Genomic DNA, 20970 nt, shown 5'->3' with positions numbered 1-20970 from the left:
GTCCCCCTTCGTGTCGCCGTTGCTCCGGCAAACCTACCCGCCGGGCGTCCGGTGCGGGGACGCCCGGCGGGGCGGCGGTCAGGGGACCGGTCAGGTGCGGGCGATGGCGATGTTCGTGTTCCCGCGGGCCCCGGCCTCGTAGAACATGTAGAGGCGCCCGCCCTCTTCGGCGAAGCTCGGGGCGGCCGCGCGGGTGGCCTGCGGCTCGGTGTACAGGACGCCGAGGTGCTCCTCGCGGTCGAAGCCGGTGCCCACGTAGGCGACGCGGATGCGGCCGTCGCCGCCGTGGTAGACGACGTGGCCGCCGCCGTTGCGGCCCCAGTAGTGGGCGCCCGAGATCTGCCCCTCCTCCCCCGCTCCGGGAGAGATGAGCGGCTGCTGCTTGAACTGCCAGCCCGAGGTCAGCGAGTGCGACCAGCCGATGAAGATCTTGCGGGTCCCGGACTGGTTCCCCATGAACAGCATGATGAACACGCCCGACTGGGTCGGGTGCGGGAAGACCCGCGCGTAGGACGCCTCGGTGACGTTCGACGGGAGCATCGAGGTGTGCAGGACCGTGCCGACGTAGGTGAACGAGCGGCCGTCGGTGGAGGTGGCGACGCGGGTGGTGCGGTTGTCGCCGTGGAAGTACAGGTACATCTTCCCGTCGGCGGCGTTCCAGTGCGCGTGCGGGCTGGAGACGTGCGGGACCGAGAAGTGCCCGTTCCAGTTCCGGTCGATGATCGGGTTGGCCGAGTACTCCTTCCAGGGCCCGGCGAGGGAGTCGGCGTAGGCGAGGCAGATGCCGCCCGGGTCGTCGTGCGGCGCGTAGTACATGTACCAGTTGCCCAGGGGGTTGGCGACCTTCCCGGCGACGTGCCTGATCGACGGGAAGATGATCTCCTTGCGCGCGGGCGCGTAGCTCAGCGCGGACTTGTCCAGCGCCGCACCGAGGCGGGTGAAGGTCGGGAAGCCGGGGACGGCGGCCGCGGCGGGGGCGGCGGCGCCGATCGCCGCGGTCGTGCCGAGGGCGGCGGCCCCCAGCAGCAGGCCGCGGCGCCCGAAGGCGGGTCGCGGTTCGGAACCCATGACGCACTCCTGTCCGGCCCGCGCGGTCGCGCCGCGCTCGGGCGGTGCAGGGGCACCGCGGCGGGCCTCTGGAGGACGAGTGTCCGTTCTGCGGTGAACGGCAGTCAAGATGATAATACGTATTATCATCTTGACGGTCCCAAAATCGGCGTGCAACATGATCACACGCACCTGTGGTTATACGCATTATATGCCCGTCGAGAAAGGCCCCGCCGTGACCGGACCCCGCCGCCGCGTGACGCAGCGCGACATCGCCCGCCTCTCCGGCGTCAGCCAGGCCACCGTCTCACTGGTGCTCAACAACCGCCTCGACGGCGGCGTCAGGATCGCCGCCGACACCCGCCAGCGCGTGCTCGACGCGATCCGCGAGACCGGCTACGTGGCCGACCCGATCGCGCGGCGCCTCGCCGACCACTACAACCGGATCATCGGCGTGTTCACGTACGAGCCGGTGTTCCCTTCGGGCGCAAGGGACTTCTTCCACCCGTTCCTGCTGGGCCTGGAGGAGCAGGCCGAGCGGCTCGGCTGCGACCTGCTGCTGCTCACCAGCGCGCCCGTGGACGGGGGCCGGCGCCGCATGTTCGCCGAAGGGAGCCGGATCAGGCTCGCCGACGGGTGCGTGCTGCTCGGGCAGGAGGTCGACCGGGGGGACCTGGAACGGCTTGTGGCCGAAGGGATCCCGTTCGTGTCGGTGGGTCGCCGGGACGACGCGGGCGGGCCGGTGCCGTACGTGGGCGCCGACTACCCGGCCGCGACGGCGGCGCTCGTGGCGCGCGCGGCCGAGCTGGGGCACAGGAAGATCGCGTACGTGGGCCGCGGCGAGGGCCCGGAGTCCTATGCGGACCGGCTGCGCGGGTTCCGCGCGGCGGCGGCGAAGGCCGGGGTCGCGTACGGCCGCATCCCCGCGGCCGCGGGCGAGAAGCTCGACGCGGCCGTGGACGAAGGCGTGACCGCGGTGTTCCTCGAAGAGCCCGCCGACGTCCCGGCCGTCACCGCGTGGGCCGCGGGCCGCGGGCTGGACGTCCCGGGCGACCTGTCCGTGGTGGCGCTCGGCGACCCGACCCGGCCGGTGTCGATCGACCTCGACGTCACCGGCTTCACCATCCCCCGCCGCGAGATGGGCCGCCAGGCCCTCGACGTGTTCCTCGGGCTGCTCGGCGGCACCGAGGAGAACGTGCAGCGGCTGCTCCCGTGCGAACTGCACGACGGCGCGACCCTCGCGCCGGCCCCCACCGGAAGGAACCACTCTTGAAGCAGGCGAACGAACTCCAGGCCGACATCCTCGTCGTGGGCGGTGGTCTCGGCGGCGTCGCCGCCGCGCTGGCCGCGCTGCGCGCCGGGCGGCGCGTCATCCTCACCGAGGAGTACGACTGGATCGGCGGGCAGCTGACGAGCCAGGCCGTGCCCCCGGACGAGTCGTCCTGGGTGGAGCAGTTCGGCGTCACCGCCTCGTACCGGCGGCTGCGGGACGGGATCAGGGAGTACTACCGGCGCCACTACCCGCTCACGGAGGCGGCCCGCGCGAAGCGGGACCTGAACCCGGGCGGCGGGCACGTCAGCCGCCTGTGCCACGAGCCCCGCGTCGCCGTGGCGGTCCTGGAGTCGATGCTCGCGCCCTACATCGGCTCGGGGGCGCTGCGGCTCCTCCAGCCGTACCGGCCCGTGGCGGCGGCCGTGGACGGCGACAGGGTGGAGGCCGTCGAGCTCGCTCATCGGGACACCGGCGAGCGGCTCACCGTGGCCGCGCCGTTCGTGCTGGACGCCACCGAGACCGGGGAGCTGCTGCCGCTCACCGGCACCGAGTACGTCACCGGGTTCGAGTCGGGGAAGGACACCGGGGAGCCGAGCGCGCCCGACGAGGCGCAGCCGGACAACATGCAGGCCGTGTCGGTGTGCTTCGCGGTGGACCACGTCGACGGGGACCACACCATCGACAGGCCGGAGGACTACGACTTCTGGCGGGGCTTCCGCACCGACTTCTGGGGCGGGAACCTGCTGGGGTTCCGGGCCCCGCACCCGCGCACCCTCGAACCCGCGGAGCGCACGTTCGAGCCCAATCCCGACGACGACCCCCTGTCCGTCGTCGGCGACCAGCGGCTCGGCGGCGGCGACATGAACCTGTGGACGTTCCGCCGGATCGCCGCCCGCCGGAACTTCACGCCCGGCGCGTACGCCAGCGACATCACGCTCGTGAACTGGCCGATGATCGACTACTTCCTGGCCCCGATCATCGACAACCCCGACGCCGCAGTGCATCTGGAGCGCGCGAGGGACCTCTCCAGGTCCGTCCTGTACTGGCTCCAGACCGAGGCGCCGCGCGCCGACGGCGGCGCGGGCTGGCCGGGGCTGCGGCTGCGCGGGGACGTGACCGGCTCGGCCGACGGCCTCGCCCAGGCACCCTACCACCGCGAGTCGCGGCGCATCAAGGCCGAGTACACCGTGGTCGAGCAGGACCTGTCGGCGGCGGTGCGCGGCGACAAGGGCGCGGTGTCCTATCACGACAGTGTCGGGATCGGCATGTACCGCATCGACCTCCACCCCTCCACCGGGGGCGACAACTACATCGACGTCGCCTCCTGCCCGTTCGAGATCCCGCTCGGCGCACTCCTGCCGGTGCGGGTCGACAACCTCCTCCCCGCCGGGAAGAACCTCGGCACGACCCACATCACCAACGGCTGCTACCGGCTGCACCCGGTCGAATGGAACATCGGCGAGGCCGCCGGGGCCCTCGCGGCCTTCAGCTTCGAGCGCGGCCTGCCGCCGCGCGCCGTCGGGGCCGACCCGGCGCTGCTCGCCGAGTTCCAGGACCGGCTCACCGCGCAGGGCTTCGAACTGCGCTGGCCCGACATCGCCCCTTACTGACCTCACTACTGCGAAACCCCTGATGACAATGCCGTCAACGGAAAGGAAGAACCCCTTATGAAGCACGGACGCCTACTGCTCGCCGCCGCGGCGGCGGCGCCGCTCGTCCTCGCCGCCTGCGGAGGCGGAGGCGACGACGGGCCGGTCACGCTGCGCATGACCACGTGGTCCGCGAGCGAGGACCACCTCGCAATGCTCAACGAGATCGCCGACGCCTACATCGCCGACCACCCCGATGTGGAGGCGATCGAGTTCGACCCGCTCCCGTTCGAGGGGTACACGAGCACGCTGACCACGCAGATCGCCGGGGACAACGCCCCCGACCTGGCGTGGATCCTGGAGAACTCCGCGCCCGACTTCGTCTCCAGCGGCGCCCTCGTGCCACTGAGCGAGACCCTCTCGGGCACCGAAGGATACGAGTACGACGACCTGATCCCCGCGGCCACGGAGCTGTGGCGCGAGGACGACGAGCTGTACGCGTACCCGTTCTCGACCTCGCCGTTCGGCGTCTTCGTCAACAACGACCTCCTCGCCGAGGCCGGGCAGCCCACCGCCGCCGAGCTCATCGCGAACGGCGAGTGGACCTGGGAGCGCGTGATCGAGGCCGGGGCGGCCGTCCACGCCGCCACCGGCACGGACGGGCTCGTCATCCGCGACTTCGACTACTCCGGCTGGGACAACCTCTCGACGCTGTGGACCGGCTGGGGCGCCCAGGCCTGGAGCGCCGACGGCGCCGACTGCGGCTTCGACGACCCGGAGATGACCGAGGCGCTCACGTTCATGCACGACGCCGTGTTCGAGCAGGAGGCCATGCCCGGACCGGGCACCACCGCGGACTTCTTCGCGGGCGAGGCGGCCATGACCGTCACGCAGATCTCCCGCGCCGGGCTCCTCGCGGAGGCCGAGTTCGGGTGGGACCTCGTGCCGCTCCCGGCCGGGCCCGCGGGCGAGTACTCCGTGATCGGGCAGGGCGGCCTCGGCGTCCTCACCGTCGCGCCGCACCCCGAGGAGGCCGCCGACTTCCTCGCGTACATGACGAACCCGGAGAACTCCGTGAAGCTCGCCCAGTACTTCCCGCCGCCGCGCGAGTCGCAGCTGACCGCCGAGGTCCTCGGCCAGGCCAACCCGCTGCTCACCCCCGAGCAGCTCCAGGCCGTGGTCATCGACCGGATCGACAGCGGCGTCGTCAAGCCCAGCCACACCGGCCAGGCCCAGCTCGACCAGGCCGTGCGCGCCGCGCTCGACCCGCTGTGGACCGCCGACGCGGACGTCGCGGGCGTCCTCGCGGAGCTGTGCACCGCCATCGACCCGCTGCTGGCGCAATGACCGCGGTGAAGACCGACGCGCCGCCCGGCCGGGAGCAGTCCCGGCCGGGCCGGCCCGGATGGTGGACGGCGCGGCGCCGCGACCACCTTGCCGGATTCCTGTTCACCGCCCCGCAGCTGGCCGGGACGCTCCTGTTCGTGCTGCTGCCGCTGGGCCTGATGTTCTGGTACAGCTTCCACGACTGGAACGTGCTCGCCGGGGGCTTCACGTGGACCGGCGGCGAGAACTACGAGCGCCTCGCGCAGGACCCGGCGCTGCCGGGCGTCCTCGGCGCGACCGCCGCGTTCTCGGTCGGCCTGGTCGCGCTCAACCTGAGCCTCGCGCTGGTGCTCGCGATCCTGCTCAACCAGAAGCTGGCGGGCACGATCGTGTTCCGCACGATCTTCTTCTCCCCGGTCGCGGTCACCTTGGTGGCGTGGACGATCGTGTGGCGGTTCCTGCTCCAGGACGACGGCGGCGTCAACGGCCTGCTGTCCGTGTTCGGCGCCGAGGGCCCGAACTGGCTGCGCGGCGAGACCACCGCGATGGTCTCGGTCGTGGTCGTGCAGGTGCTGAAGAACGTGGGGCTCAACATGGTCCTGTTCCTCGCCGCGCTCCAGGGCGTGCCGAAGGAGCTGTACGAGGCGTCCACGATCGACGGCGCGGGCGCGTGGACCCGGTTCCGGCGCATCACGATGCCGATGATCAGCCCGACGATCCTGCTCACCTCGATCATCACCGTCGTCGGCTCGCTCCAGGTGTTCGCCCAGATCGACGTGCTCACCAGCGGCGGACCGGGCACCTCCACCACGGTGCTCGTCTACTACCTGTACCAGAACGCCTTCCAGTTCCACGACTTCGGCTACGGCGCGACCCTCTCGGTCCTGCTGTTCGCGATCGTCCTGGTGCTCACCGTGATCCAGTGGCAGATGCGCAGGAAGTGGGTCGTCCATGAGGACTGAACGACTGAGGACCGGACCCTCGCGGCGCGCGAAGCTCGTCCTCTACGCGCTGCTGTGCGTGCTCGCCGTCCCGTTCGTGTTCCCCACCTGGTGGATGGTCACGTCGAGCCTCAAGTCCGCCAACGAGATCTTCGCGTTCCCGCCGACGCTGCTGCCCGCGGACCCGAGCCTGTCGGCGTACGCCCGCGTCTTCGAGTTCGCGCCGTTCGCCGCCCAGTACTGGAACAGCATGTACATCGCGGCGGTCGTCACGATCGGGACGCTCACGGTGTCGTCGCTCGCCGGGTACGCGTTCGCGCGCATCCGCTTCCCCGGCCACAACCCGCTGTTCCTGGTGGTCCTCGTGGGCCTGCTCATTCCCAGCGAGGTCACCATCGTCCCGCTGTTCCAGCTGTTCAACGGGCTCGGCATGGTCGACACGCACTGGCCGCTGATCCTCGTGCCGATCTTCGGCGCGCCGAGCGTCCTCGCCACGCTCATCATGCGGCAGTTCTTCATCGCGCTGCCCGGCGAGATCGAGGAGGCCGGGCGCATGGACGGCCTCGGGCGCCTCGGCCTGTACTGGCGGATCGCGCTGCCGCTGTCGCGCCCGGCGCTCGGCGCGGTCGCGATCTTCTCGTTCCTGCACAGCTGGAACCTGTACCTGGAGCCCGTCGTGTTCCTGTCGACACCCGAGAAGTTCACGCTCCCGCAGGCGCTCACGCAGTTCACCGACGCCTACGGCGGCCCCATGTGGGACGTGCAACTGTCCGCGGCGACGCTCTCGGCGCTGCCGGTGCTCATCGTCTTCGTGGTGGCCCAGCGCCAGTTCGTCGAGGGCCTCGCCCACACCGGCCTCAAAGGATGAAGCGGTGCCCCGGCCGAGGCCGGGGCACCGCTCCCTGTCTCACTCCGCTACGGGCGCTTTAGAGTCCGTGCTCGTTGCGGAAGTCCTCGACGGCGCCCTGCGCCTGGTCCTGGGCGTCCTGCGCGGCGTCGCCCGCCCCTTGGGCGGCCTCACCGGCCTGCTGCGCCGCGTCCGGGACGTACTCCTCGAACGCCGCGCCCGCTTCGCCGGTCGCGTCGCCCGCCATCTCCCCGGCCTGCCCCTTGGCCTCCTCGACCGCGCCGGTCACCATGTCCTTCAGCTCGTTGAACTTGTCCAGCAAGCCCATTGACTTACCCCCTTTTCGCGTCGGTACGTCCCACTATAGGGGGACATGATGCGGATACAAAGTTCCCGGAACCGCTGCAACGGAAACCGTGCTAGGAAGGGACATGCCTCAGCACCGGTCCTACGACGCCGTCATCGTCGGCGGCGGCCACAACGGCCTCGTCTCCGCGGCCTACCTCGCCCGCGCCGGAAAGCGCGTCCTCGTCCTGGAACGCCTGGGCCGCACCGGAGGCGCCGCGATCTCCGCCCCCGCGTTCCCCGGCGTCGACGCGCGCCTCTCGCGCTACTCCTACCTCGTGAGCCTCCTGCCGCGCAAGATCGTCGACGACCTCGGCCTGCGGTTCCAGGTGCGCAAGCGCCACGTCTCCTCCTACACGCCCGCGGTGCGCGGCGGCCGCGACACCGGCCTGCTCGTCACCAGGGACGCCGCCCGCAACCGCGACTCGTTCAAGCACCTCACCGGCTCCGACGCCGAATACGAGGCGTGGCAGGCGTTCTACGCCGACGCGGCCAAAGTGGCCGAGCGGGTATTCCCCACGCTCACCGAACCCCTCGTCTCCGAAACCGAACTGCGCCGGCGCATCGGCGACGACCGGATCTGGCGCATGTTCTTCGAGGCGCCCCTCGGCGAGACGATCCAGGACGCGTTCCGCGACGACCTCGTGCGCGGCGTGGTCCTCACCGACGGCCTCATCGGCACGTTCACCTCCGCGTGGGCGCAGGACCTGCGGCAGAACCGCACGTTCCTGTACCACGTCATCGGCGGCGGCACGGGCGACTGGGACGTCCCCGTCGGCGGCATGGGCGCGTTCACCGACGAGCTCGCCGCGGCGGCGCGGGCGGCGGGCGCGGAGATCCGCACCGGCCACGAGGCGACCGCGATCGCGACCGACGGCGCCCGCGCCGAAGTGGCGTTCACGACCGCCGAAGGCACCGGGACCGTGGAGGCGCGGCACGTGCTCGTCAACGCCTCCCCCGAGGCGTTGGCCGCGCTCCTCGGCGACCCGGCGCCCGAGCCCGCCGAAGGCGCGCAGTTGAAGGTGAACATGCTGCTCAAGCGGCTGCCGCGGCTGCGGGACGCCGACACCGATCCGCGCGAGGCGTTCGCGGGCACGTTCCACGTCGCGGAGTCGTTCGACGAGCTCGAAGCGGCGTACGTGCAGGCCGCGGCCGGGTCGCTGCCGTCGCGGCCGCCTTCGGAGATCTACTGCCATTCGCTCTCCGACCCGTCGATCCTCGGCGCGGACCTGGTGGAGCAGGGGTTCCAGACGCTGACGCTGTTCGGCCTGCACGCGCCCGCGCGCCTGTTCCGCGGCAGTGCCGACAACGACAGTGCGAACAAGGAGGCGAAGGCCGCACTCCTGGAGGCCACCGTCGCGCAGCTCGACGCGTACCTGGCCGAGCCGCTCGCCGACTGCCTCGCCGAGGACGCGAACGGCGAGCCGTGCATCGAGGCGAAGACCCCCGTCGACCTCGAAGCGGACCTGCGGCTCCCGGGCGGGAACATCTTCCACCGCGACCTGTCCTGGCCCTTCCGGACCGGCGCCGAGCAGGGGCGGTGGGGCGTCGAGACCGCGCACGCGAACGTCCTGCTCTGCGGGGCGGGCGCGGTGCGCGGCGGCGGGGTGAGCGGGATCCCCGGCCACAACGCGGCCATGGCCGTCCTCGCGCCATAGGATCGGGCCATGGACGCGACGACATCCGAGGTCATGGCCGAACTGGCCGCGCTCGACGAACCGAAGGCGCGGGCCGTCAACGCCAAGCACGGCGACGACCACGGCGTCAACCTGACGAAGCTCCGCGCCGTCGCCAAGCGGCTCAAGACCCAGCAGGACCTGGCCGTGGACCTGTGGGCCACCGGCGACACCGCCGCCCGGCTCCTCGCGCTGCTCGTCTGCCGCCCGAAGGCGTTCGGCCGCGACGAGCTCGACGCGATGCTGCGCGAGGCCAACGGCCCGAAGGTCCACGACTGGCTCGTCAACTACGTCGTCAAGAAGAGCCCGCACGCCGAGGAGCTGCGCCTCGCCTGGCTGGACGACCCGGACCCCGTCGTCGCCAGCGCGGGCTGGGCGCTCACCACCGAGCGGGTCGCGAAGCGACCCGACGGCCTCGACCTGCCGGGCCTGCTCGACGTGATCGAAGCGGAGATGAAGGACGCGCCGGACCGGTTGCAGTGGGCCATGAACCACTGCCTCGCCCAGATCGGCATCGACCACGCCAGGCACCGGGCGCGGGCGATCGCGATCGGCGAGCGCCTGGAAGTCCTCAAGGACTACCCGACGCCCCCGAACTGCACGTCCCCGTACGCGCCGATCTGGATCGAGGAGCTGGTGCGGCGCAAGGAGAACGCCTAGCCTCGGGGCTTCTCGGTGAGCTCGGTGCTCAGGTCCCACAGGCGCTGTTTGACGCTCGGGTCGTAGGCGTCGGCGTGCGCCCGCGCGGGTTTGGTGCGGTCGAAGAACTGCCCGGTGACGCCGTCGAGGTCGGGGCTGTCGATGAGGCGCAGGGTCGCGTGGATGCCGGTCTCCAGGGAGTCGATGCTGTGGCCGACCGACTGGAGGACCATCTTGGTCGGCATGAAGGTGGCCGGGTGCAGGCTGTTGACGGTGACGCGCTGCGGGTCCAGGCGTTCGGCGAGGACGAAGCCGGTGGTGATCATCGCGAGTTTCGACTGGCCGTAGGCGCGCACGCCGGAGTAGTCGTGCTCGATGAACGGGTCGTCGAAGTCGATGGGGGCCTGGCCGATGGAGGCGACGTTGACGATCCGCGCCGGGGCGCCGCGGTCGAGCAGGGGCAGCAGGCGCTGCGTCAGTGCGAACGCGGCGAGGTGGTTGACGGCGAAGCGCAGTTCGTAGCCGTCGGCGCTGAGGCGCCGGTCGTTGCCGTCGGGTTCGCCACCGCCGACCCCGGCGTTGTTGACCAGGACCGAGACGCGGTCGGTCAGGCCCTCGATGTCGTCGGCGAGGCGGTGGACCTGCGCGAGGTCGGCGAGGTCGGCCCGGACGGTGCGGATGGTCGCGGGGGCGTCGGCGAGGTCGGCGGTGAGGTCGTCGAGGCGGGACCGGCTGCGTCCGTGGAGGATGAGGGTGTTCGCGGAGTTGCGGGCGAGTTCGGCGGCGAGCGCGCGGCCCAGTCCGTCGGTGGCGCCGGTGAGCACGATGGTGCGAGCGGTCATGTCCTACTCCTTGCCTGAGCGGTCGGTCAGCAGTCGTCGGATCGCGGTGACGTCCTCGTCTTCGAGGAGGCGTTCGGTGGCGAGGACCCGGTACCAGACGATCCCGAACACCACGTCGGCGGCGAGGTCGGCCGTCAGGTGCGGGGGCTTGTCGCCGCGGGCCGCGGCCCGGTCGACGATGGTCTCCAGCGCGGCCCGGCGCCTGGTCAGGAAGCCGTCCTGGAAGCGGCGGCGGAAGTCGGCGTCGCGCTGGGCCTCGGCCATGAGCGACCGGAGCACGGGGACGACGCCGGGGAACGCCAGCAGGGTCGCGGAGTCGCGCAGGAACGTGTCCAGCTCGGCCCGGAACGAGCCCTGGTCGGCGGTCGACACCTTGAGGTCCGCTTTGAGCGCCAAGGCTTCCAGCAGGATGTCGGCCTTGGTCGGCCACCAGCGGTACACGGTCTGCTTGCCCGCTCCGGCGCGGGCGGCGATCCCCTCGACCGTGAGGTCGGGGTAGCCCGCTTCGGCCGTGAGTTCGTAAGCGGCGGTGAGGATCGCGAGCCGCGCCTCTTCGTTGCGCTTGCGGCCGCTCGCGGTCCGGGTCGCGTTGGTCATGGACCCCAGACTACCGTTGCCGAGACGCAGCGTCTAGGAAATCGTTCAGGTTTTCGAGACGTCACGTCTCATCAAGCGTGCGGAGCCGGAGCACCAGGTGCCAGTCCTGGTCGTTGGCGAGGGGGTCGTCCAGGTGGGCGGCGCGGCCGTCGACTGTTGAGGGCATGACGAACGCGCAGGTCGCGGAGCCGTCGGCGAACTGGTTCGCCATGTTGGCGCCTTCAATCGCGGCGGCGAGGCGGTCGGTGTCGGCGGTGCGCAGGGACGCGGGGAGGCGGCGGAGAGTGGCGGCGGTGAGGGCGCTCCAGTGGTGGGGGAAGACGTCGCCCCAGAGGCGCTCGATGCCGAACCAGTAGCCGTCCCAGTGGCGGATCGCGACGCCGTGGAGGCGGGCGTGGGGCTGCGGGCCGCCGAAGGCGAGGAGCCACGGGAGGCGCTCGGCGGCCGCGTCGAGGAATTCGGATTCGCCGGTGAGTCCGTATGCGGCCGTGAGGAGGTCGACGAGCGGGGCGACGATGGACTGCTCGTAGTTGACCTCGTGGGCCGGGAGGTTCCGGCCGAGGCCGGTGAAGTGGCGGGCGCTCGCGATGAGGCCCTCGCGCAGGGCGGCGGCGCGCGGGGTGTCGCCGAGGGCTTCCGCGATGGCGACGGTGGTCTCGGACAGGGTGATCGACAGGTGCGCGGTGCCGCCGAGGGCGAAGTTGCGTTCGATGATGCACGCGGCGAGGTCGAGCGCGGCGGGGTCGCCGGTGAGGCGGTGGCGGTCGAGGAAGAACCGGGCGAGCCACGGCGCGTCGTACAGGCGCGGCACCCGGCCGACCTGGCTGCCGCGGGTCGGGGTGGCGTCGGCGTCGAGGAGGTGGCGGGCGGCGAACTCGGCCCAGCCGTCGAGGAGCGGCCCGACCTCGGTCGGGTCGGCCCAGCCGCGGAGGGCCGCGAGCTGGAGAAGCAGCGGCATGGCGACCCGTTCGGAGCCGTCGGTCCAGTCCTGCCAGGCGTTGGTGGAGTGGGTGGTCTTGGTGCGCACGTCGACCGGGACGAAGGCGTGCGCGAGGAGGCCGGGGCGTTCGCGCGCGATCTGGTGGCGCGCGATGTAGTCGACGCGGCGGCGCACGACGGTTTCGAGGTCGTCGTGGAAGAAGACCTCCGTGCGGGCGCCGCCGATGTCGACGGTGGCGGGGCCGTGGCGGTCGGCGGTGACGGTCCAGCGGCGCTCACCCGTCTGCACGACTGTGGCGTCGGGGCTGGCGACCTCGTCGGCTTCGACGGTGATCGCCTCGCCGGTCTGCGCGGTGCAGGAGGAGAAGCGGGCGGGTGCGTCGGTGGCGGCGAGGAAGTCGGCGATCGTGTCGTACCAGCCGAGTTCCCATTCGAGGGCGAGGGAGCCGCCGGGGGCGACCGCGAGTTCGGGCTGGCCGCCGAAGGCCGCGGGGTTGCGGGCGCGGTCGGTGGCGAGGAGCGCGATGTGGCCGCGGATGTTCGAGTACGAGGCGGGGTTGCGCGACTCGATCGAGTAGGCGCGGACGGCGCCCTCGCGCACGATGAGGCCGAGGCTGCGACCGGTGCCCGACATGGGCTGCGCGAGGGCCCACGCCCAGGTCCCGCCGGTGAACAGGTGGGCGTGGACGGCGCGGTCGAGGGCGTCCCGGGCGGCGCCGTAGACGTCGCCGAAGGGGGTCTGGATGCCGAGGCCGGTGATCGCGAGCGGCTCGGGGCCGTCGTTGGCGACGGTGTAGCGCTCGCGGAGCCGGTCGCCGTCGGTCCAGCGCCGCACGGTGACGCGCAGGCCCTCGGCGAGCGGGTGCTCCGACTCGAAGCCGCCTTCGACGGCGGTCGACGTCGCGGGCGAGTGCCAGCGGTAGCCGCCGCGGTCGGTGGTCAGATGCCCTGAGCCCCATTGGTGTTCGATCGAGTGCCAGGGCGCGTCGGCGGGGTCGAGGAGGAAGCGGCGGGCCGGGTCGGCGCCGTCGGTGAACTGGAGCGGGGCGCCCGTGGCGGGGTCGAGGTCGGCGTGGCCGCCGCCGAAGTCGAGGCGGAGGGGGAAGTCAGCGGGCACGGGGGCGGCCTTTCGATCGGGTTATCGATACGTATCGACGATAGCAGTCGAGGCCGGTCGACGCCGACGGCGTCACTCGAAGACCGCGGTGCTCCCCCGCCGCCGCAGCTCGCCCGGGGCCACCAGATGCAGGGCCGAATCCGCCGCGGTGCCGTCGATGCGGGCGAACAGCAGCTCGACGGCCTTGCGCGAGACCTCGCGGGCCTGCGTCGACACGCTCGTCGCGGGCGGGTCGAGCGCCTCGGCCGCGGCGTCCGGGCACAGGCCCACCACGGACACGTCCTCGCCGGGGCGCAGCCCGTGGAAGCGGGCCAGCAGGAGCAGCCGCTCAGTGGCCTGCGGGGTGCGGGCGATGAGGCCGAGCCGGTCGCCGCGGTCCGCGAGGAGCCGCGGCGCGGCCGCCTCGACCCCGGCCCAGCCGGGCCGCGGCGGGTCGACCACCGCGAAGTCAAGGCCGCGTTCAGCCGCCCGCGCGCGGCACGCGTCGTGGAAGGCGCTGACGAACCAGTACTCCCCCGGCAGGGCGCTCTCTCCGAGGAGCACCGCGTGCCGGTGGCCGGTGTCGGCGAGCTCGTCGACGAGCATCGCCGCCGCGCGCGGCACGTCGTAGTCGACGGCGTCGAGCCCGGCCCGGTCGGCGGGCGTGCCGATGAGGACCACCGGCTGCTCCAGGGCCGCTGCGGTGGCGATCCGGTCGTCGTCGGCGCGGATGTCCATGAGCACGAACGCGTCGCAGTTGCGCCGCCCGGCCATGCGGGTCAGCGCCGCCGGACCTTCGTCGCCGGTCACCAGGACCACGTCGTGGTCCCTTTCGCGCGCGGCCGCCACGACCGCGTCGATGTACGGGACGGTGTCGCGCGGGTCGGCGTGCTCGCCGAGGCGGACCATGAGGGCGATGACCTGCGTGCGCTGGCCGCGCAGCGCGCGGGCCCCGGCGTTCGGCTGGTACGTGAGCTGCTCGATCGCGGCGAGGACCCGTTCGCGGGTCTCGGGCGAGATCGAGCGCTTCCCGGTCATCACATAGGAGACGGTGCTCTGCGAGACGCCCGCGAGCCGGGCCACGTCATGGCTGGTGGGCGCGGCCCGTCGCTCGGTCATGAGAAGAGCGTAATCAGGGCCCGGAGTTGACCTCGGCGAGGACCACTGCGAGGGCCCAGATCACGAAGACGTTGAACGCGATGATGAGCAGCGCCCACAGCGGGTAGTACGGCAGGAAGAAGAACTGGTTCAGCGCCGAGACCGCGGCGAGGCCGATGCCCACGCCGTACGCCCACGAGCGGCCCGCGAGCACGAAGATCCCGGCGAGGCCAACGAGCGCGCCGAGCACGATGTGGATCCAGCCCCAGCCGGTCGTGTCGATCGCGAACGTGTAGTCCTTGAGGCCGAGGAAGAGCTCGTCGTGCGCGACCGCGGCGATGCCCTCGAAGACCTGGAACAGGCCCACGGTGATCATCAGCGCGCCGGCCGCCACCGCGCCCGCGGTCGCCCAGGCGAGCCTGCCGTCGTCGTCGGCCATGGCCGTCTCCTCACCCCAGCGGCCTCGCGCGCGGCGGGCCGTCCCTTTTCGCTCCTGTCTACTCCGGACAGAGGGCCGGTGCGGCGGAATGCGCGAATCGGGCTCGGGAAGGGGACGGGGCCGCCCGGGGGTGTGCCGGGCGGCCCGTCTGCTTATCGCCGCCGGCCCGGGATCACCAGGTCGACGTCGATGTAGCGGGGGCGGTACAGGTGGGCGTCCGCGTAGAGGTCGTCGCCCTCGAAGCTGTTCACGTTGTAGGTGACCAGCAGGGTGTCGCGGTCGCCGAGCTGCGGGTGGGCCTTCGCGTTGTAGGTGAAGACGTTCCCGCCGGTCTCGGGGGTGGAGTACAGGACGGTCTTGCCGGTGTACGGGCCCGCGAGGTCGTCGGCGCGGTACATGACGATGTCGGCGCTCAGCGGCTGCGTCGCGTCGCCGGTGACGAGCGTGAACTTGCCTTGGAACATGCTCACGCTGAACTCGTTGGAGACGCCTTCGAGGATGCGGGAGGAACCGGTCGGGTCGGTGGACCAGGTCCCGTCCGCGTAGTACTCCCACGGCGCAGTGGTCAGGTCGCCGGAGGGGACGCGGGCGAGGTGGGCGTACTTCTGCGCCTGGTTGTCCTCGACGCCGAACACGTATGTGTAGCCGCCGTCCTCGTAGATCGCCGAGCCCCAGTTGACGTCGGACTCGGGGAGGTCGGTGATCGCGGTGAGGCTCATGTCGGCCGTGTCGAAGCTCGCGACGGCGTTGCCCGCGAATGCGAAGTCGAAGACGCCGGTGCCGGTCTTGACGAATTCGAGGAGCATCACCTGGAGGGTGTCGCCTTCGACCGTGCCGTCGCCGAACCAGTACCAGTTCTGCGTCTCGTCGCCGCCGGGGACCTTCACGAGGGACTCCGGCGCGGCCTCGGTGCCGCCGGTGACGGTGGTGAGGTCCCCGCCGTCGTCGACGATGATCGAGTTGTGCAGGAACGGCGAGTCGAGCGGCCGGGACAGGTCGTCGTTCACCTCGCCCATGAACGTGTCGGAGTACAGCCACGCGGTCGAGCCGTCGGGCAGCGGGACGCTGTAGGCGGAGTCGGCGCCGGTCCAGCGACCGGCGGTGTCGCCGTAGGTGCCGAACAGCTCCGTGAGCTCCTCGTTGACGCTGGCGGAAGCGGTGGTCGCGCAGGCGGTCGCGGCCTGCGCGGCGGTCGGGACCGCGGCGACGGCGAGCCCGGTGAGGACCGCGGCGGCCACGGTTGTCGGTCGGTTGGTCATGTACTGCTCCTTTGCAGTTCGGGGGTGAACTCGATGAGCACGCGGTCGGCGAAGCGCTCGCCGATGAGCCGCTGCACGTCGGGTCCGGGGTGGAGGTTGTCGGGGAGCGGCATGGCGGCGGCGTCGGTTTCGCCGTAGAGCGACAGGCCGTCGAGGTAGTGGAGGCGGTGGTCGTCGTCCTGGCGCCGGTCCACGATGGCCGCGAGTTCGGCGCGGATCGCCTGGAGGGACAGGTGGCCGGTGAGCACGTCCGCTTCGGTGCCTCCGGCGATCGACCACTCCTCGGCGCGGTCGGGGTCCTGGATCGTGGGCCCGGCCGCGGTCTCCACTGGCGCGCACCAGATCGGGGAGACCAGGACGATCGGGGTCGCGGGATGGCCTTCGCGGATCGTGTCGAGGAAGCCGTCCACGGCGGGCCGGAACGCGCGCATGCGCATCACGTCGCCGTTGACGAGGTTGATGCCGATCTTCAGGGTGATGAGGTCGGCGGGGGTGTCGCGGAGGGTCCGGGCGGTGAACGGGTCGAGCATCGCGTTCCCGCTGAACGCGAGGTTGGTGAGGTAGGCGCCCGCGCGGAGCGCGGCGACCGCGGGCCAGGTGCCCGTGGTGGTGTCGGCGCGGTAGCCGTGGCTGATGCTGGAGCCGTGGTGGACCCAGCGGAGCGCGCCCGAATCCGGTTGCGCCGCAACGGGGGCGTCGGCGCGGAGTTCGAGGAGCTCGACGGCGTCGTAGTACGGGAGCCAGAGTTCGAGGTCGCGTTCGGTTCCCGTGCCGAGCCCTGTGAAGCGGGCCGTGGCGTCGGGGCCGGGGGCGACCTCGCCGTAGGGGCGGTCGAAGGTGAAGACGAAGCGGGAGCCGACCGGGACGGCGGCGGTGGCGACGACCGCGCCGCGCTCGGTGAGTTCGTAGACGCTCGGCGGCATGGGCGCTTCGGCGTCGTCGGCGATGCGGCGGGCCTGCACGTCGAGTTCGATCACGTCGGCGGCGGTGCGGAGGGCGAGGCGCACGCCCGCGCTCTCCGCGCTGGTCTGGACCATGAACCGGTCGGGGATCTGGCGGCGGGCCCAGCGCGGGAGCCGGTGCGGGAGGAGGCCGCGGCCGGTCTCCTCCAGCTCCACGGCGCCGCGCACCATCGCCGGGGTGATCGCGATGCGCTGCAAGGTCATGCGTCGATGACCCTGCCGTCGGCGCGGACGTCCACGAGCCGGTCCCCGATGCGCAGGCCGCGCAGGACCGCGTCCGGGTCGAGGTCGGCGATGCACGCCCGCGAGGTGTCGAGGTCGGTCGAGCCGACGGCCGGGTCGACGCCGAAGAACGACTCGATCACCAGGGCCACATACGATCCGGCCGAGGAGCAGGCCCAGTCGATGATGTACGGGAGCTGCGGCGGGGCCTTGCGGGCGCCGCCGTTGACCGCGGGCATCGCCTCTTCGGTGAAGTGCGCCTGTCCGGGCGGGCCCTGGTTCGCGGAGCGCGCGAGCCCGGGGATCCAGTCGATGGCGGCCTGCGGTTCGCCCAGGGCCACGAGCGAACGGGCGGCGTCGGCGGGCCACGCCGGGTAGGCGCCGTTCCACTGGTGGTCGGGGCGGGGACTGAAGCTCGCGTCGGAGTCCCAAGGGGACAGTGACCGGAGCCAGACCTCGGTGCGCAGCTCGCGCTGGAAGAAGTCGACCATCTCGCGGCGGACCTGGTCGTCGAGGTCTGCGGCGATGGTGGTGCCGACGACGGAGAAGTCGTAGACGTGGCGGACCGGCACGCGGGTGCCGTCGGGCTGGCGGGCGGCGAAGTGGCCGCTGCCGGGGACGTAGAGGTCGGCGACTTCCTTGACAAGTGCGGCGGCCTCTTCGCGGAGGGCCGCGGCCCCGTCGGCATCGCCTCGGGCCGTGAGGATCTCGGCGAGGGTGCGGAGGTTCCAGACGTTGGCGGCGTTCAGGCTCGCGACCTCGTGGGTGTAGGAGCTGACGCATTCGAGGAGGTTGTCGATCTCGCCGTAGTCGGCGAGCGGCGAGGCGCCGCGCAGGCCCTGCCAGGCGTGGGCCCAGTCGTGGAGGTGCTCGGCGACCGTGCGCCCGCCCGGTGCGGCGTCCAGGAGCGCGGTGTCGCCGGTGAAGCGGAGGTAGTCGTGGACGAGGCGGGTCATCGCGTAGTCGTTGACGGAGTACCAGCGCCCGACGGGCCCGCCGGTGAGCGAGGAGGTCCCGAAGTGGGTGTGGATGTCGGAGGCGATCCAGTGCTCGACCTGGCGGCGCATGACCGCGGGGTCGAGGAGCGCGTGGGTGATCGAGGAGAGGGAGTAGTCCCAGATGAACGTGGTCGTCGCCCAGTAGTTGGGCATGAGGGTGTCGTAGCTGCGGCCGAGGACGTTGTCCTTGAAGTCGCGGCGGAACCAGATCGTGCCGAGCACGCCCCACCAGTAGAGGCGCCGCAGCGGCTCGGAGGTGGTCTCCAGGACCGGGAGGTGGCCGGAGAACTCGTCGTTGCCGGGGGTGAAGGCGGCGGCGAGCTGGTGGTCCCAGTAGGTCTCGGCGTCCGCGACGGAGCCGGGGACGTCGGCGGCGATGCGCGCGAACGCCTCGGCCGCTTCGGTCTCGGTGGCGCCGACGGTGTGGACGTACCCGAAGCGGCCGGTCCCGCCGGGGGCGAGGTCGAGGCGGACGGTGATCTCGCCGCCGCGTTCGATGCCGCCGATGCCGACCTCGTGTTCGCCTGCGGCGGGGGCGATCCCGGAGAGGCGGACCTCGGCGTCGGCGTCGACGCCCTGGACGCTCCAGGCGGTGCCCGCGCCGTTGCGGAAGACCAGGCGGGAGGTCTCGGCGGCGGCGCGGTTGCGCTCCTCGGGGGCCACGGCGTCGAGCCAGGCGTCGGCGGAGCGGGCGGCGCCCGCGGCGAGCGAGAGCGTGACGGCGACCGTGCGCGGCGCGTCGCCGGTGTTCGTGGCGCGCACGTCGATCGCGATCCCGGTCTCCCCCGGGGCGCAGACCGTGACAGTGGTCAGGTCCAGGCCCGGGAGGGACACGGAGCGGCGGACCCGGTCGGGGCGCCACTCGTGGGTGATGGGGGCGCCGTAGGACTCCACCAGGCGTCCGTCCACGAAGGAGGCGGCGGTCCTGGTGAGGCCCTGGGAGACCGGCGGGAACGTGACGGCCGAGACCGCGGTGAGGTCGTGGTCGACGCGGACGGTGCCGAGGAGGTTCGTCAGGCCGCTGGGGGCGATCATGTCGTCGTAGTGGTGCGTCACCGGGTCGGCGGCGAGGTCGTCCACTGTGGGTATGTGGCGCATGGAGGCTCCTAGTACTGCCCGAGCGCGAGGCCGCGGGCGAAGAACTTCTGCGTGAAGAGGAACAGGACCACCGTGGGCAGCGAGACGAGCAGGCCGCCCGCGAGCACCGTGGACATCTGCGCCCCGCCGTACGTGCTCTGCATGCCCGCGAGGCTGGTCACGATGGGCCGCACCGTGTCCGACTGGCTGAGCACGAGGCCCAGCAGGAAGTCGTTCCAGATGAACGTGGCCTGGAGGATGAAGATCGCCACGAGGGCGCTCGACGCCATCGGCAGGTAGACGCGGGCGAAGATCCGCCAGGTCGAGGCCCCGTCGATGACGGCCGCCTCGAACACGTTGTGCGCGATGCCGCTGAAGAAGTTGCGCATCACGAACGCCGAGAACGGGATCGAGATCGCCGTGTACACCGCGATCATACCCGTCTGGGTATCGAACAGGCCGGTCCGCGAGTACGCGTCGAACAGCGGCAGCAGGATCATCTGGAGGGGGAACACGGTGCCGCCGAAGATCGCGACGAACCACGCGAACCCGTGCTTGAGGCGCAGCGCGACGATCGCGAACCCGGCGGCCGCGCCGACGAGGACGGCGATCGCGGGCGAGACCACCGCGTACAGGAGCGTGCTCGCGGCGCTCTCGGCGAGGCCGGAGAGCCGCATGGCCTCGGCGATGTTCCCGAACAGGGAGAAGTCCGTGGGCAGCCACGACTCCTTGGTCGTGAACGCCTCCGGGGACTTCGCGGCGTTGACCAGCAGCAGGTAGACCGGGAGCAGCCAGAACAGGCCGAGGACGGCGAGGACGGCGGTGCGGACGACTCGTGACATTGCTCAGACCCCGTGCTTGCTGGACAGCTGCTGGCGCAGGTAGAGGATGGACGCGATGAGGGTGACCACGGTGAGGAACACGGCGATCGCCGAGCCCAGGCCGTAGTCGCTGTTCACGAAGGTCTCCTTGTACATCGTCAGCGCGAGCGTCTCGGAGTCGCGGCCCGGACCGCCCTTCGTCATGCCCTGCACGATGTCGAAGGTCTTCAGCGACGCGACGATCGACAGGCCCACGACGACCGCGGTGAGCGGCCGCAGCATCGGCCACAGGATGGACCGGAACAGCCGCATCCCGTTCGCGCCGTCCATGCGCGCCGCTTCGAGCGGCTCGCGCGGGATCGACTGGAGGCCGATCGTGAACAGCAGGGCGTTCACGCCGACGCCCTGCCACGCGGTCGCGAGGATCATCACGACCGTGTTGAGCGGGGCGTCGACGAGCCAGCGCGGCGTGTCGTCGACCCCGAAGGCGGCCAGCGCCTGGTCGAGGGCGCCGCCGCCGGACAGGATGAACGACCAGATGACGCCGACGCCGATCCCCGAGAGCGCGTACGGGATGAGGAACGGCAGGCGCAGCCAGGTGCCGCCCTTGAGGTTCCAGGTGAGCAGGGCGACCCCCAGCCCGATGCCCACCGGGACGAGGAGCGTCCCGCCGACCCACAGCAGCGTGTTGAGCACGGAGCCGAGGAATTCGGGGTCGTCGAACATCTCGACGTAGTTCTCGACGCCGATCCATTCGGGGTCGCCCAGGCCGTTGTACTCGGTGAGGCTGAGGAAGGTCGTCCACAGCAGCGGCAGGTACAGGAGCACCGCCACGAGGAGCACGCCCGGGGCGATGAACCCGAGGGCCGACCAGCGGTACTGGTCGCGCTGGCGCAGGGCCTGCGGGCTGAGGGTCTTGTCGGTCGTCATCGAGGTG

The 20970-nt window shown here is 71.8% G+C and carries 19 protein-coding genes; 7 read left to right on the top strand and 12 right to left on the bottom strand.

Features of this window, described 5'->3' with window-relative positions:
- Window positions 1-90 precede the first annotated feature (90 nt).
- On the bottom strand, window positions 91-1068 hold the full coding sequence (locus WA640_RS11750) for a hypothetical protein (RefSeq protein ID WP_335987835.1): 978 nt from the start codon (window positions 1066-1068) through the stop codon (window positions 91-93).
- A 190-nt stretch (window positions 1069-1258) separates the two neighbouring features.
- Here WA640_RS11750 and WA640_RS11745 point away from each other — a divergent pair, with 190 nt between their 5' ends.
- From WA640_RS11745 to WA640_RS11725, 5 genes are read left to right on the top strand one after another with little or no spacing between them, the layout of a single operon-like run.
- Window positions 1259-2320, top strand: coding sequence for a LacI family DNA-binding transcriptional regulator (locus WA640_RS11745; protein WP_335987834.1), 1062 nt, complete (start codon window positions 1259-1261; stop codon window positions 2318-2320).
- Entirely contained in the window at window positions 2317-3930 is a 1614-nt protein-coding gene (locus WA640_RS11740; protein WP_335987833.1) for an FAD-dependent oxidoreductase, read from the top strand. The genes WA640_RS11745 and WA640_RS11740 overlap by 4 nt, the downstream gene beginning before the upstream one ends.
- Before the next feature lie 57 nt (window positions 3931-3987).
- On the top strand, window positions 3988-5256 hold the full coding sequence (locus tag WA640_RS11735) for an ABC transporter substrate-binding protein (RefSeq protein ID WP_335987832.1): 1269 nt from the start codon (window positions 3988-3990) through the stop codon (window positions 5254-5256).
- Window positions 5253-6197, top strand: a complete 945-nt coding sequence (locus tag WA640_RS11730) for a carbohydrate ABC transporter permease (protein ID WP_335987831.1) — start codon at window positions 5253-5255, stop codon at window positions 6195-6197. The genes WA640_RS11735 and WA640_RS11730 overlap by 4 nt, the downstream gene beginning before the upstream one ends.
- Window positions 6187-7044: a carbohydrate ABC transporter permease gene (locus tag WA640_RS11725; protein ID WP_335987830.1), complete on the top strand. Its 858-nt coding sequence runs from the start codon at window positions 6187-6189 to the stop codon at window positions 7042-7044. The genes WA640_RS11730 and WA640_RS11725 overlap by 11 nt, the downstream gene beginning before the upstream one ends.
- Before the next feature lie 58 nt (window positions 7045-7102).
- On the opposite strand, the gene WA640_RS11720 is transcribed toward WA640_RS11725, so the two are convergent.
- Entirely contained in the window at window positions 7103-7351 is a 249-nt protein-coding gene (locus tag WA640_RS11720; RefSeq protein WP_335987829.1) for a hypothetical protein, read from the bottom strand.
- Window positions 7352-7454: 103 nt separating this feature from the next.
- Here WA640_RS11720 and WA640_RS11715 point away from each other — a divergent pair, with 103 nt between their 5' ends.
- Window positions 7455-9026, top strand: coding sequence for a phytoene desaturase family protein (locus WA640_RS11715; protein ID WP_335987828.1), 1572 nt, complete (start codon window positions 7455-7457; stop codon window positions 9024-9026).
- Between the two features lie 9 nt (window positions 9027-9035).
- The gene (locus WA640_RS11710; protein ID WP_335987827.1) at window positions 9036-9704 is read left to right on the top strand and encodes a DNA alkylation repair protein; all 669 of its coding nucleotides are present in this window, start codon (window positions 9036-9038) and stop codon (window positions 9702-9704) included.
- On the opposite strand, the gene WA640_RS11705 is transcribed toward WA640_RS11710, so the two are convergent.
- The 10 genes from WA640_RS11705 to WA640_RS11660 form a co-directional block, all read right to left on the bottom strand.
- Window positions 9701-10525, bottom strand: coding sequence for an SDR family NAD(P)-dependent oxidoreductase (locus tag WA640_RS11705; RefSeq protein ID WP_335987825.1), 825 nt, complete (start codon window positions 10523-10525; stop codon window positions 9701-9703). The two genes, WA640_RS11710 and WA640_RS11705, sit on opposite strands and share 4 nt — an antisense overlap.
- A 3-nt stretch (window positions 10526-10528) precedes the next feature.
- Window positions 10529-11122, bottom strand: coding sequence for a TetR/AcrR family transcriptional regulator (locus tag WA640_RS11700; RefSeq protein WP_335987824.1), 594 nt, complete (start codon window positions 11120-11122; stop codon window positions 10529-10531).
- 61 nt (window positions 11123-11183) lie between these two features.
- Entirely contained in the window at window positions 11184-13178 is a 1995-nt protein-coding gene (locus tag WA640_RS11695; protein ID WP_335987823.1) for a hypothetical protein, read from the bottom strand.
- 72 nt (window positions 13179-13250) lie between these two features.
- Window positions 13251-14276, bottom strand: a complete 1026-nt coding sequence (locus WA640_RS11690; RefSeq protein WP_335987822.1) for a LacI family DNA-binding transcriptional regulator — start codon at window positions 14274-14276, stop codon at window positions 13251-13253.
- A gap of 13 nt (window positions 14277-14289) precedes the next feature.
- Entirely contained in the window at window positions 14290-14694 is a 405-nt protein-coding gene (locus tag WA640_RS11685) for a DUF7144 family membrane protein (RefSeq protein ID WP_106363614.1), read from the bottom strand.
- Window positions 14695-14846: 152 nt separating this feature from the next.
- Window positions 14847-15953, bottom strand: a complete 1107-nt coding sequence (locus WA640_RS11680) for a DUF4185 domain-containing protein (RefSeq protein ID WP_335987821.1) — start codon at window positions 15951-15953, stop codon at window positions 14847-14849.
- A complete protein-coding gene (locus WA640_RS11675) occupies window positions 15950-17119 on the bottom strand; it encodes a GDSL-type esterase/lipase family protein (RefSeq protein WP_335987820.1) in 1170 nt (389 codons plus the stop codon). Before WA640_RS11675 ends, WA640_RS11680 begins: the two co-directional genes overlap by 4 nt.
- Window positions 17116-19233, bottom strand: a complete 2118-nt coding sequence (locus WA640_RS11670; RefSeq protein WP_335987819.1) for a hypothetical protein — start codon at window positions 19231-19233, stop codon at window positions 17116-17118. Before WA640_RS11670 ends, WA640_RS11675 begins: the two co-directional genes overlap by 4 nt.
- An 8-nt stretch (window positions 19234-19241) precedes the next feature.
- Complete coding sequence (locus WA640_RS11665; protein WP_335987818.1) at window positions 19242-20054, bottom strand: carbohydrate ABC transporter permease; 813 nt, start codon at window positions 20052-20054, stop codon at window positions 19242-19244.
- Between the two features lie 3 nt (window positions 20055-20057).
- The gene (locus WA640_RS11660) at window positions 20058-20963 is read right to left on the bottom strand and encodes a carbohydrate ABC transporter permease (protein WP_335987817.1); all 906 of its coding nucleotides are present in this window, start codon (window positions 20961-20963) and stop codon (window positions 20058-20060) included.
- Between the last annotated feature and the right edge of the window lie 7 nt (window positions 20964-20970).

This window comes from Glycomyces sp. MUSA5-2, from assembly GCF_037034145.1.
GTDB classification, from domain to species: domain Bacteria; phylum Actinomycetota; class Actinomycetes; order Mycobacteriales; family Micromonosporaceae; genus Glycomyces; species Glycomyces artemisiae.
Note: the sequence above shows the minus strand (reverse complement) of the source record. Positions and strands in the feature narration are given on the sequence as shown.